This window comes from Pontibacter saemangeumensis (genome assembly GCF_039541895.1).
GTDB lineage: Bacteria > Bacteroidota > Bacteroidia > Cytophagales > Hymenobacteraceae > Pontibacter > Pontibacter saemangeumensis.
This window is the reverse complement of record NZ_BAABHC010000004.1, coordinates 267,006-280,201: the sequence shown is the minus strand read 5'-3', so window position 1 is coordinate 280,201 and position 13,196 is coordinate 267,006. Positions and strand designations below refer to the sequence as shown.

The 13,196-nt window shown below is 51.8% G+C and carries 10 protein-coding genes and 1 tRNA gene; 7 read left to right on the top strand and 4 right to left on the bottom strand.

Annotation, left to right across the window (positions count from 1 at the left end):
* Positions 1-99: 99 nt before the first annotated feature.
* The 4 genes from ABD920_RS05815 (at position 100) to ABD920_RS05800 (ending at position 3,946) form a co-directional block, all read left to right on the top strand.
* A complete protein-coding gene (locus tag ABD920_RS05815) occupies positions 100-1,383 on the top strand; it encodes a sulfite oxidase (RefSeq protein ID WP_425568553.1) in 1,284 nt (427 codons plus the stop codon).
* A 252-nt stretch (positions 1,384-1,635) separates the two neighbouring features.
* Complete coding sequence (locus ABD920_RS05810; RefSeq protein ID WP_345157470.1) at positions 1,636-1,968, top strand: cytochrome C; 333 nt, start codon at positions 1,636-1,638, stop codon at positions 1,966-1,968.
* Between the two features lie 244 nt (positions 1,969-2,212).
* Positions 2,213-2,752: an ATP-dependent protease subunit HslV gene (gene hslV / locus ABD920_RS05805; RefSeq protein ID WP_345157468.1), complete on the top strand. Its 540-nt coding sequence runs from the start codon at positions 2,213-2,215 to the stop codon at positions 2,750-2,752.
* Between the two features lie 222 nt (positions 2,753-2,974).
* Positions 2,975-3,946: a deoxyhypusine synthase family protein gene (locus ABD920_RS05800; RefSeq protein ID WP_345157466.1), complete on the top strand. Its 972-nt coding sequence runs from the start codon at positions 2,975-2,977 to the stop codon at positions 3,944-3,946.
* A 324-nt stretch (positions 3,947-4,270) separates the two neighbouring features.
* On the opposite strand, the gene ABD920_RS05795 is transcribed toward ABD920_RS05800, so the two are convergent.
* On the bottom strand, positions 4,271-4,822 hold the full coding sequence (locus tag ABD920_RS05795) for a 2'-5' RNA ligase family protein (protein WP_345157464.1): 552 nt from the start codon (positions 4,820-4,822) through the stop codon (positions 4,271-4,273).
* A 352-nt stretch (positions 4,823-5,174) separates the two neighbouring features.
* On the opposite strand from ABD920_RS05795, the gene ABD920_RS05790 reads away from it, so the two are divergent.
* Positions 5,175-7,109, top strand: coding sequence for an ABC-F family ATP-binding cassette domain-containing protein (locus ABD920_RS05790; protein WP_345157462.1), 1,935 nt, complete (start codon positions 5,175-5,177; stop codon positions 7,107-7,109).
* Positions 7,110-7,234: 125 nt separating this feature from the next.
* On the opposite strand, the gene treZ is transcribed toward ABD920_RS05790, so the two are convergent.
* From treZ to ABD920_RS05775, 3 genes are all read right to left on the bottom strand, one after another.
* The gene (gene treZ, locus ABD920_RS05785; protein ID WP_345157461.1) at positions 7,235-9,082 is read right to left on the bottom strand and encodes a malto-oligosyltrehalose trehalohydrolase; all 1,848 of its coding nucleotides are present in this window, start codon (positions 9,080-9,082) and stop codon (positions 7,235-7,237) included.
* Positions 9,083-9,150: 68 nt separating this feature from the next.
* Positions 9,151-10,758 carry an alpha-amylase family glycosyl hydrolase gene (locus ABD920_RS05780; protein WP_345157460.1) on the bottom strand — a complete coding sequence of 536 codons (1,608 nt, stop codon included), beginning with the start codon at positions 10,756-10,758 and terminating at the stop codon, positions 9,151-9,153.
* Positions 10,759-11,053: 295 nt separating this feature from the next.
* Positions 11,054-11,127, bottom strand: a tRNA-Met gene (locus ABD920_RS05775).
* Between the two features lie 134 nt (positions 11,128-11,261).
* On the opposite strand from ABD920_RS05775, the gene ABD920_RS05770 reads away from it, so the two are divergent.
* On the top strand, positions 11,262-11,666 hold the full coding sequence (locus tag ABD920_RS05770) for an START-like domain-containing protein (RefSeq protein ID WP_345157459.1): 405 nt from the start codon (positions 11,262-11,264) through the stop codon (positions 11,664-11,666).
* A 99-nt stretch (positions 11,667-11,765) separates the two neighbouring features.
* The gene (locus tag ABD920_RS05765; RefSeq protein ID WP_345157457.1) at positions 11,766-13,187 is read left to right on the top strand and encodes an LptF/LptG family permease; all 1,422 of its coding nucleotides are present in this window, start codon (positions 11,766-11,768) and stop codon (positions 13,185-13,187) included.
* Positions 13,188-13,196 lie beyond the last annotated feature (9 nt).

Below are 13,196 nucleotides of genomic sequence, written 5' to 3'. Positions count from 1 at the left end.
AAAACAGATGCTTGTTTCCGCTTCTCACGAATTAGCTTTATATTTTACGGAGCTTTACTTTAGAATCATTGCAGCTCTTCGGGAGCACGATCACCCATTATGGATAATCAACAACAACAGACAGAACAAGCAGGAACACCGGCAGGCAAAGCTGCCGGCTCAACAGGCAGGCGTGCTTTCATGGCAAGGGGGGTGCTGTTCACGTTGAGTCTGGCTTTTGGGAGAAGCGCCATGAGTGCAGAGACGCTTCAGGCCGCAGCCAAGGCAGGCGCTTTAAAACCTGACGGCTTCCAGATGAAAGGCAAGCACCCTGATTTAGTCGTGCTCAGCGACCGCCCCTGGAATGTGGACACGCCGCCGCACTTGCTCGATGCCCCTGTAACCTCCACTGCGCATGCTTTCATCCGGAACAATGGCCTGGTGCCTGAAGAGATAGATGCCGCGACCTGGACGCTTACCATTGATGGAGAGTCGGCCGTGAACAGGAAAGTTTACACACTGGACGAGCTAAAATCTAACTTCAAGCATTACACCTACCAACTGCAGCTGGAGTGCGGCGGGAACGGGCGGGGAGAGTTCAGCCCGCCAGGCAAAGGCAACCAATGGGGCAACGGGGCTATTCACTGTTGCCAATGGACTGGGGTGCGGGTGAAGGATGTGCTGGCGGCAGCTGGCATAAAACCCGATGCGGTATATGTGGCCTACTACGGCAAAGATCGTCATATAAGCGGTGACCCGAAGAAAGTGCCGATTTCCAGGGGAGTTCCGGTAAATAAAGCCCTGGAAAATGAGTCGTTGCTGGCGTGGGCGATGAACGGGAAAGATATACCCTTGATACACGGCTATCCCCTGCGCCTGGTTTTCGGTGGCTGGCCCGCCTCTGCAAGCGGTAAATGGGTAAACCGCCTCGTGATCCGGAATAAGGTGCATGATGGCCCCAAAATGACGCATGGCAGCTATATGGTGCCGGCACAGCCTATTGCGCCCGGTGCGCCTGCTCCGGCAGATAAAGACATGAAAATTATAGAGTCGATGCCGGTGCGTTCGCTCATCTCGTACCCGAAAACGGGCGCCATTCTGCAAAATAAAAAAACACTTAACCTGCGTGGCCATGCATGGGCCGGTGACCTGGAGGTGAAGGAAATGCATGTCTCTACTGACTTCGGCGCTACATGGCAGCTTTGCAAACTGGAAAAACCCGTTAACCGCCTGGCCTGGCAGGACTGGAGTACGAAGGTAACGTTTCCTTCTGCGGGATACTATGAGATCTGGGCCCGCGCAACCGACTCACTGGGTAAGATGCAGCCCATGGTTGTACCAGCCTGGAACCCCGGCGGCTATTTAAATAATGCCTGCCATCGAATCGCAGTGCAGGTAGCTTGATTTATTATGATTAAGGAAGAGGTGAGGCCCGCTCCGCTGCCAATAGATCAAGCTGCTGGTTTTGGTTTAAATATAAGAAAGCTATATATGGTTGTTCGTGCAGGAACTCTCAAGGCTATCGGGAGCAGAATAAAAATTCTTGTTCTGCCGTTTCTGCTGAGCTTCCCGCTTCTCCTTGGCGCTGGCTGCCAGTCTCAATCCGACACTCGCGAACAGCGCCAGGAAGAACGCGAGCGAGAAAGCGCAGTAGCTATGAACGGGAACCCAGTAACAGGAAGCTCCGTTGCTGACAGCCAGGTTATTAACGGTGTTCATGTGCCTACTGGATTGATTGCGGATGAGGGATACCTGCTGATCCAAAATAACTGCAGCAGCTGCCACTCCCTCGACCTGGTGAAGGACAAGCGCGCTTCCCGAGAAGGCTGGCTTTCCACGATCCGGTGGATGCAGCAGACGCAGGGCCTTTGGGACCTGGGCAGCAATGAGAAGCCGATCCTCGACTACCTGGCAAAGAACTACGCACCCGAGGACATGGGAAGGCGCAAACAACTCACCGGTATAGAATGGTATATCCTGAAAGAATAGCTTTACGCTATCAGCTGCTTCAGCTTTCATTTCCGGCTGCCTCTATATGTATATATGGCAGTACTTTTACAGCTAACAATCGGATATAAATGAAAGTCTAACGCGCAAGGAGAAAGTAAACTACACTATACCATTATAGCTCCATCCCTAAGAATAGCTTTACACCGATGTGAACACAGCCATTTTGGCACAGTCACGACCTCTGGCTTTTTCTTTGTGTAAGGAGAAACTAAATTAATGAACTATGACGAAGATAAGATCCACGACAGTAGTAGGGATATACCATAACGGCGAAGTGGCTATAGGAGCCGACGGTCAGGCCACGATGGACAAGCATATTGCCAAGAGCAACGTAAAAAAGATCAGGAAGCTGCTTGACGGCAAGATCGTGACAGGGTTTGCAGGGTCAACCGCAGATGCGTTTACCCTTTTAGAGCGTTTCGAGGAGAAACTGGGCGCTTACCAGAACAACATGAAGCGGGCTGCCATCGAGTTGGCCAAAGACTGGCGAAAAGACCAGTACCTGCGCAAACTGGAAGCGATGATGGTGGTGGCCAGTAAGAATGAACTGTTGATTATATCCGGTACCGGGGATGTATTGGAACCCGATAACCAGATTGCCGCCATCGGATCCGGAAGCATGTACGCCCACGCGGCCGCCTTAGCCCTGAAGAAGCACGCGCCACAGCTGTCTGCGGAAGAAATGGTGCGTGAGGCGCTTAACATTGCCGCCGATATCTGTATCTACACCAACCACAACCTGGTAATAGAGAAGCCGCTTTAACTTCTAATCAACAGTCAGTCATCTAATCTGCTGAGCTTCCTTTGCAAGCTTTTTCTTTAAAACGCAGCTTCCAAAGGCACATCAGGCTTTATGAGCTTTGAGTGTTTACCCTTGCTTCGAACAGGGGCTGACTATATAACGTAAAGCATAACTCAGTAATTATTTCATAAATTGCCGGGCCAAACTACATTATAGGGAGGCGGTAGAACAAAATAATCAACTATGCAGGTAACAGATTTTCTAAAGAAACACTATAAGCATTTTAACGCGGCCTCTCTGATAGATGCTGCAGAAGGATATAAGACACACCTGAACAATGGTGGCAAGATGCTGGTGACACTGGCAGGGGCCATGTCCACCGCGGAGTTAGGAATCATCCTGGCCGAGATGATCCGACAAGATAAAATCCAGGCGATCTCCTGTACCGGCGCAAACCTCGAAGAAGACATTTTCAACTTGGTGGCACATGATTTCTATGAGCGGGTGCCGCACTACCGGGAGCTTTCGGCCGCCGATGAAGAAGCCCTCCTGAGCCGCCACCTGAACCGCGTAACGGATACGTGTATCCCGGAGGAGGAAGCCATGCGCCGTCTGGAGCATGTGGTACTGAAATACTGGGAAAAAGCGGATAAAGCCGGGGAGTCCTACTTCCCCCATGAGTTCTTCTACCAGATTCTGCTGTCCGGGGAGTTAGAGCAGTATTACCAGATCGATCCGAAGCATAGCTGGATGCTGGAGGCGGCCAAGAAGAACCTACCGATCATATGCCCGGGTTGGGAGGACTCTACTTTGGGCAACATCTATGCCGGGCACGTGATCAGCGGCGACATCAAAAATGTGCATACCATGAAAACGGGTATTCAGTATATGATGGAGCTTGCCGAGTGGTATACTCAAACGGCGAAAGAAGAATCCACCATCGGTTTTTTCCAGATAGGCGGTGGCATCGCAGGAGACTTCCCGATTTGCGTGGTACCGATGCTGCATCAGGATTTGCAGCGCGACGGGGTTCCGCTTTGGGGCTACTTCGCCCAGATTTCAGATTCGACTACTAGCTACGGCTCCTATTCAGGAGCAGTGCCGAACGAAAAAATCACGTGGGGTAAGTTAGGCAAGGACACGCCAAAGTATATGATCGAATCGGATGCGACTATTGTAGCACCCCTTATCTTTGCAATTGTGCTGGATATGTAAAACCTCGGGCATCTTCTATATATAAGCAAGGGGGCTGCAAATTTTGCAGCCCCCTTGCTTATATATAGACGAGTTTAAAAAGGAAACTATAAGCCTTTTTTGTAGACTACTAAAGAACTGCCCAATGCACCAGAATGGGGAAGGGAAAAGATAAAGTCGGGTAAAGCATCTGTAGGATACGAACTGACCCAATTAATGACTTTTCCTTGTTTACTATCCAAGAACAATCCCAAGACTTTAGTGCCACATACACACAAGAAGGAAGCCTCCTCTATGACGCAACCGGCTACACCAGCCTATATGGCCAAAACCAATGAAGTCAAATTAGCTGATTAACTCTCTTCTCCCGAAGTGATATTCCTCGTCTTTCAGGAAATAATCCCCGCATTTTTGCAGAATGGTGAGGTTGTCTAAAGTTATCTCCCAGTTAAAATTATAATCGCAGAGGAAAGACAGAACAGGGCCGAGTATTTCGGGGGTAGTATCGCCGAGAGCCAGGCTAATGTGCGGCAGCCATAGGTTTGGGTTGTAGAACACACCCATCTCGGTACTCATCTCAGCCACATCGCGGTGCAGGCGGCCATGCAGGTCGTTTAGGGGGGGCGTGCGGAGCACAGGAATGAAAATGACCGGATTTTGGCCGGGGAAAATCCCGAGGCCGGTGGTGCGGACAGTAATTTTGCGTGTTTCCAGGCACGTCAGTTCCAGGTACTCTTTAAATTCTTCCATGTCCGGTATTTCGGCCGTGAGCGCCGTCAGATGGGGGTATGGCGTAATTTTAACACCGCTCAGGCCAAACTTTTTCTCAAGCTTATTCGTGAGATCTGTCACACGCTCCGTCGCAGTCAGGTCTAAAAGCGAAGCAATCGCAATCATAGGGTATAGCTTTTAGTACATTTCAGCTGTAGGCAAAAAGGCTTGCGCTATGGCCAAAGATATGAAATGCGCCTCAATATTTGTTGTTAAGTGCATAAACCAATTAAGCAGGAAGCAGCAGCTATATAGCATTCTATATGGTACTGCTTCTGTAAATTTTAGTTGTGGTAAGCCATGGGTATGTATATAGCTGCTTTGGGCTATTCAAAGTGCCAAGATTAGGTATACCAGCCTGCACGTGCTGGCGGCACAATTCCTGCTACAGAACCTTGGGGCACCATCTGGCTTTGCGAAGTGTTTTTAACAGACGCACAAATTTAAGTACCTTTGTGGTTTCAGTAGAAGCTAGCACATGATTTCGATCAACAACCTCAATTTCCATTTTGGCAGCCGCCCCATGTACGAGGACGCCAACCTGCACATCAAACCGAAAGATAAAATTGGGCTTATCGGGTTGAACGGCACGGGAAAATCAACCTTGCTGCGCATCATCGTGGGGGAGTACAAACCCGATGGCGGAAGCATCCAGATGAGCAAGGAAACCACCATCGGTTTCCTGAACCAGGACTTGCTGAGCTACGAAACGCACGAAAGCATCCTTTCGGTCGCCATGCAGGCCTTTGAGGAGGCGATGAGCCTGCAGCACGAGATTGACCAGGTGCTTGTGGAGTTCGAGAACAACTTTCATGATAACCTGGTGGACAAGCTCGCGCACCTGCAGGAGCGCTTTGAGGCGCTCGGCGGCTACACAATGCAGGCCAACGCCGAAGCAATCCTGGAAGGGCTTGGCTTTACGACGGAAGAGCTGAAGCAGCCGTTGGCTACTTTCTCAGGTGGCTGGCGCATGCGCGTGATGCTGGCCAAGATCCTGCTGCAAAAGCCCTCGCTGCTGTTGCTCGATGAGCCCACCAACCACCTCGACCTTCCTTCCATTAAATGGCTGGAGTCTTACCTGGAGCGATTTGAGGGTGCGGTGGTGATCGTGTCGCACGACCGGGAGTTTCTGGACCGGACCACCAACATCACGGTAGAGGTTTCGAACAGCAAGCTGAACCTGTACCCCGGCAACTACAGCTTCTATATGGAAGAGAAGGTGCTGCGGAACGAGATACAGAAAGGCGCCTTTGAGAACCAGCAGTCGCAGATACGCCAGGCTGAGCGTTTTATCGAGCGATTCAAAGCCAAAGCGACAAAGGCAAAGCAGGCTCAGAGCCGCATGAAGCAGCTGGACCGCATGGAGCGCATAGAGGATGTGGCCCCGGACGCAGCCAAGGTGAATTTTAGCTTTAAATTTAATACCCAGCCCGGCCGCCATATATTCCGGCTCGAGCATATGAGCAAGAGCTTTGGCGACAAGGTTATATTCAAGAACACGAACGTGCACATCGAGCGCGGTGACAAGATTGCGCTGCTGGGAGCAAACGGAAAAGGAAAGTCAACGCTGCTGCGCATAATCGCCGGCACAGAGCCGATCAAGGGCAAGCGGGAGTTGGGCCATAACGTAATCATGTCTTTCTATGCGCAGCACCAGTTGGAGTCACTGAACGTGGAAAACGAGATACTGCAGGAACTCCAGCAGGCGGGATCCAAGAAGTCGGAGGTGGAACTCCGCACCTTGCTGGGTTCGTTCCTGTTTACCGGCGACTCTGTGTTCAAGAAGATAAAAGTGCTGTCGGGAGGGGAGAAGAGCCGGGTGGCGCTGGCCAAAACGCTGATTTCAGAGGCAAATTTCCTGATGCTCGACGAGCCGACGAACCACCTCGATATGCAGTCGGTGAACATTCTCATACAGGCGCTGGAGCAGTACGAGGGCACCTTCGTCATCATCTCCCACGATCGTTTCTTTGTGGAGAACGTGGCGACTAAAATCTGGTATATAGAGGATTACGAATTGAAAACCTACCCAGGCACCTACCACGAATACGAGGCGTGGATGGAGAAGCGGGAAAAGGATAACAAAAAGGCCGTGGCGGCAGTGCCGGAAACGAAGCAGGAGGAAAAGCCGAAACCACATCGCGAGAAAAGCGACTTCGCGCAGCTTACGAATCAGCTGAAGCAGGTAAACAGGCAACTGAGCGAGGCAGAGAACCAGGTACAGAAACTGGAGCTGGAGCGCGCCGCTTACGAGAAGCAGTTGGCTGACCCCCAGGTCTACGGGGATATAGAGAAACTGCAGGAAGTAACGCAGCAGTTCGAGGCTGTTCAGAAAAAGATCAGCACCACCCAGGAGAAGTGGGAAGAACTGATGCTGGAAGTGGAGGAACTGGAAGCCAAAATAGCGGATTAAACGCCGCTCACTGGTAATCGCCAAATTACCTAAATAAAAGAAGCACCAGGAAATCGCCAGTGCTTCTTTTATTTAGGATTTACTTATATACGTCCTGAAAACAGACTAATAAATTCCTGCGAGTCCTATATACTGTTTATATATAGCAGGACACTCAAGGGAGGAAGCGTGACCGGCTTGCCGGCTTCCACCTGTTTGGGTGCATCATTCGCCGGCGACTTTTCGGGCTGCTGCAGCCACTCATCCGCTTTCGAGTTCAGGGCCAGCTTCCAATCTACAGCCGTTTCAGGCATGGAGAAACCGAGTTCCTTTTCAGAAAAGTTGAACAGGCACAGGAGCTGCTGCAGTCTGTCATGGCTCTGCCGAATGAGCACCAGGCCCTCTTGCCCGAGGGGCTGCGCCTGTAAGTCGACCTTGTTGAAGTTATGAAGGGCAGGCAGTGAACGGCGGAGCTGAATCAGCTTTTGATGCCACTTCAGGAGTTGCTGGTACTTCGGCTGCTTTCTTTTCTGCCACTGTAGCTTCGATTTTTCAAAAGATTCCTCAGCCTGTGGGTCCGGAAAGGTGCCTTCTGTTTTGTAATGCGCAAACTCTTTTTTTCGGCCCTCCTGTACGGCTTTTATCAGTTTTTCATCTGAGTGGCTCACAAAATAGAGGAAGGGAGCATCCTCGCCGTACTCCTCACCCATAAACAGCATCGGGATGTAGGGCGCCAGCAGGGTGGCGGCTGCGGCAAGCTTAAGTCCCTCATGGCCTACCAGCACCGACAGGCGTTCGCCCCTTACCCGGTTCCCGACCTGGTCGTGGTTCTGCACAAAATTCACAAAGTGGTTACCCGGGACGGAGGCGGATGACCTTCCAAACTTTTTCTTCCTGAAACTGACGTATTCACCGCTGTGGACAAACCCGTCGGTATACGCTTTGGCCAACTGCTCCATTTTCCCAAAGTCCTCATACCGCGATTTTCCCTTTTTATCCAGCAGCACATACAAGGAATGGTGAAAATCGTCGAGCCATTGCGCGCTGAAACCAAAGCCACCTGCCTCGGGCCTTTTCACGACTTTCGGGTCATTCAGGTCGCTTTCCGCGATCAGGTAGAAAGGCTTCCCCGCCTGCTCCGTAAAAGACTGTATCTTATTCTGCATCAGCTCCCAGAACGAAACAGCGCTGCTATCGTGAATGGTATGGATGGCGTCCAGGCGCAGCCCGTCCAGGTGGTAATGCTCGAGCCAGTAGAGCGGGTTGTTTGAGTAATATTCCCGAACGCCGTCGGCATGAGGCCCATCGAAATTGATGGCATCTCCCCAGGGCGTGGAGCAGGTATCAGTAAAATAGGGGCCGAATTTCCCAAAGTAATTCCCCTCCGGCCCCAGGTGATTGTAAACCACATCCAGGTACACCGCGATGCCTTTGGCATGGCAGGCGTCTACCAGCTTCTTCAGCCCTGACGGGCCGCCATAAGAGTTTTGCACAGCGTAAGGGAAAACACCGTCGTAGCCCCAGTTCCGGTTTCCCGGGAACTGCGCCACCGGCATAATCTCAAGGGCATTGATGCCAATTTCAGTCAGTTCACTCAGCTTAGGGATAACAGACTCAAACGTGCCTTCGGGCGTGAAGGTACCCACATGCAGCTCGTACAGCACGAGGTCCTGGAGGGGTAGGTTCCTCCATTTAGTGTCTCGCCAGGTGTGAGTGCAGTGGTCGATCACTTCCGACGGCCCGTGCACGCCCTCCGGCTGGTGGTGCGAAGCCGGATCCGGGAAGCTTCCCTCACCGTCCGGTATATATAAATATCGCATGCCAGGAACAGCGTCTGTCAGTTCAACAGTAAAGTAGCCCCATTCAGCGCGCTCCATTTTCACTTCCCGCTTCTCTGGATGCACAATATGAAGCACCATTTTCTCCTTTTCAGGCGCCCACACGGTAAAACGGCAACGCCCATTCCCCTGGTAATCAGATCCTACTATTTTCATGTAGATTAAATTGATGTATGAAGTGGCTTTATCCACCTCCTGCTGACTGAAAGTATATATGGCCCCGGCTAGTTTAACCGCACGATGATTCCTTCGTCACCTGACAGGCTGATGTTTTTTTCCACCTGCCTGCCCTCGCGTTCAGGGTCTGTGGCTAGCACGATTTTGCCCGCGTAACTTGCATGCTCAGGCCGGAACAGGCTGGGCCGGTGGCTCAGGTTGAGCAACACCAGGAATTTTTGCTCCTTGTGTATGCGCTGAAATGAAATAATGGTGCCTTTGGTGGGCGCCGGCACATAGTATCCAACATGCAGGGCAGGCTCCTGCTGTCGCAACTGTATCAGGCGACGGTAAAAGCTCAGCATCGAATACGGATCCTCGCGTTGCACGTCTACGTTCACCCGCCGGAAATTATCTGGCAGTCGAAGCCATGGTTTTGCCTCGGAGAAGCCGGCGTTCTCGCTGCCGTCCCATTGCATGGGCGTGCGGGCCGGGTCACGGCTCAGGTCTTTGTCAGGCATGTTCAGGCCCTGTGGGTCCTGTACCTCATCCAAAGGAATGGGCACGTCGCGCATGCCAATCTCGTCGCCGTAGTACATGGTGGGGGTGCCCCGCAGGGTGAGCAGCAGCATCGCCGCCACCTTTGCCTGCGAATAACCGACGCGGCTGGTAATGCGGGGCTGGTCGTGGTTCCCAATCACCCAGTTGGGCCAGCCGCCGGGCGGCAGGGCGCCTTCGTATTCGTTGATATGCAGAGAGAGCGTGCTGGCGTTCCAGTCCTGGTTGACGAGCATGAAGTTGAAAGGCAGGTGCGCGCCATTGTTGTCTGTGCCATAGTACGTCACGAGCCGGTGAACAGGCAGGTATATCTCGCCGATCATCATTCGCTCCTCATACTCATCCATCACAGCCCGCATCTTTGCCACGATCTCGTGTATCTCAGGCTGATCGGTCGAATAAGCCGGCACCAGTTTTTCGTAGGTCGCCATGTGCTCCTGGTAGTCCGGGTTCGGCGGATTGTCACGCAGGTGCTTGTCTTTGATCATATGCCACATCACATCCACCCGGAAACCATCCACGCCTTTGTCGAGCCAGAAGCGCATCACATCAAACATGGCTTGCTGCACCTCGGGGTTGCGCCAGTTCAGGTCGGGCTGCTCCACCAGGAAAGCATGGTAGTAATATTGCTGCGTCTGCTCGTCCCATTCCCAGCCGCTTCCGCCGAACACGCTGAGCCAGTTGTTCGGTTCGCTGCCGTCTTCTTTGGGGTCTTCCCATATATACCAGTCGCGTTTCGGGTTGTCTTTCGATGAGCGCGACTCCAGGAACCAGGGGTGCTGGTTGGACGTGTGGTTGGGGACCAGGTCCAGGATCAGTTTCATGCCCCGCTGGTGCACTTCATTTAGCAACTCATCGAAGTCCTCCATGGTGCCGAACAGCGGGTGGATGCCACGGTAATCAGCGATGTCATAGCCAAAATCAGCCATCGGAGAAGGGTAGATGGGCGATATCCACACAGCTGTGATTCCCATCCATTTCAGGTAGTCCAACCTGCTGATAATGCCTTTCAGGTCGCCGACGCCATCGTTATCACTGTCCTGAAACGAGCGGGGGTAAATCTGGTAAATGATTCCTTCGTGCCACCATAGGTATTTTTGTTCCTGTGTTTCCTCCATGTGTAGTGTCTTTTTTGATTTCGACTTGTTTTACGGAACAGATCGCTTGAGGATGTTTAGCTTACAGAAGGGGGAGGAAACGGGGAAGGGTATACGTAAGGCTTCGTTATATACAAACTGGGCAAAATGATACCCCGCATAAAAAGCACATCTCGCCGCTTCGGCAGGAGATGCTACTGGGGAAAGAGGCAAATCAATTCTGCAGTTTGCCTGTTGTAAAGGGAGCAGGGAAATGAAAATCAGGGAGATATAAAAAAGAAAGCCGCACCATCAAGAGACGGTGCGGCTTTTGCAGTAGCGGGGAGCAGAATCGAACTGCCGACCTCAGGGTTATGAATCCTGCGCTCTAACCATCTGAGCTACCCCGCCGAATTGTGGGTGCAAATATAACAGATTGTTTTTTACTGAAGCAAGTTTCGTGTTGAAAAAAATATTTTATTTTTTAGATATATAAACAATCGGAAATAAATCTTATACTTACTCAGATACTTATACCACCTATTATGACGAAAGCTACGAAGACGAAGTTTGTTCGCGAGTACCCGATCAATGCTTCTGCAAAGCTTCTCTACCCTTATCTCTCAACGGCAAGCGGACTTTCGCAGTGGTTCTGCGACGATGTGAAAGTAGACTCCAACAAGATTTATAATTTCCTTTGGGACGGGCGCAACCACTTCGCCGAGATGACCAGTTACCGCACAAACCGCTCTGTCCGCTTTCTTTTCCTCAACGAATCCAAAACGCACACGTCTGACCCAGCTTATGTTGATTTCTCCATCGAGTCGAGCGAACTGACCCAGGAGCAGTTTCTGAAAGTGATGGACTATAACAGCGAAGAGGATGCCGAAGAACTGGAGGAGCTCTGGGAGAGCCTGATGCAAAATCTGCGCGAATTAGTGGGGGGGTAGCGGGTTTGCGCCCGTATCTGCTTATCTTTGCACGATATTTGACAGCCTTAAGCAAGGTTCGGGCGAGGTAGTGTCCAACCACACCGCCCACTGTTGCGCATGAAAAAATTAGATAAGCTTATTTTAAAGGCCTTCTTCGGGCCGTTCATCCTGACCTTTGCTGTGGTGGAGTTCATTCTGCTCACCCAGTACATGCTGAAGTACCTCGACGAACTCGTGGGCAAGGACCTGGGGGCCGAGGTGTTCGGGGAACTCCTTTTTTACTTCAGCATCAACATGGCACCTGTTGCGCTTCCGCTCGCGGTGCTGCTCTCTTCGCTGATGACCTTTGGCACGCTGGGCGAGCACAATGAGCTTACCGCCATCAAAACCTCCGGCATCACCCTTACACGCATCCTTCGCCCTGTCTTTATTGCCGTCACCTTACTCACCATCGGCGCTTTTTACTTCAATAACAACATCGTGCCGAAGGCTAACCTGAAGGCATATAGCCTGCTCTGGGATATCAGGCAGAAAAAGCCGGCGATGAACTTTAAGGAAGGCGCTTTCTACAACGGGATTCCGGGTTACAGCATTAAGGTGAACAAGAAGTTGAACGACGGCCAGACGCTGGGCGAGGTGATGATCTATGACCACTCCAAAGGCGGATCCAATACGACTGTTATCCTGGCAGACTCCGGTGAGATGTATATGGCCTATAACGACAGCTACCTCATACTGGAGCTTTTCCGGGGCAATACCTACGTCGCCCAGAATACCGGCTCCTTCCGCAACTCCAACGACCAGTTTGTGCGGCAGAAGTTCGATGAGAGTAAAATCATCCTGAGCATGGCCTCTTTTAACCTGGACCGCACCCGTGAGGAGCTTTTCTCGGATAACAAGATGATGAAGAACATTGCGGAACTGAACGTGGTGACCGACTCACTGCGCCGGCACCGGGACCGGGAGGTGCAGTTTTTCGCACCCAACGTTGACCCTTTCTACAGTTATTTCAAAGCGGATACCGGGCAGGTGAAGAACGGCAGGCGTTTCAAAGACCTGAAGCCGCTGAAGGAGGAAAAGGTATTGCCCGCACCGGACATCGAAACACTTAAACTGGCCACCAACAAAGCCCGCAACATCAAGAGCTTCACCGGCGGTTACGTAGACCGCATCAAGAACACGCTGCGCGAGGCGAACAATTACGAGATCGAGATATGGAAGAAGTACACGCAGTCTACGGCTATCCTGATCATGTTCCTGATAGGCGCACCGCTGGGCGCTATTATTAAAAAAGGCGGGCTAGGGGTGCCGGTGCTTATCTCCATCATGTTCTTTATCCTGATGTACGTGATGTCTATCCTCGGGGAAAAGTGGGCGCGCGAGGGGATGGTGTCGGTGGGAGCCGGATTATGGGCGGGCAACCTCATCCTGTTTCCGATCGGGTTGTTTTTCCTGAACCAGGCACGAAACGACTCCAGCCTGCTGGAGGTGGACTTCTGGCGCAAGCTGATGGCCCGCCTCCGGCGCAATAAACTATAGCCCGTTTGA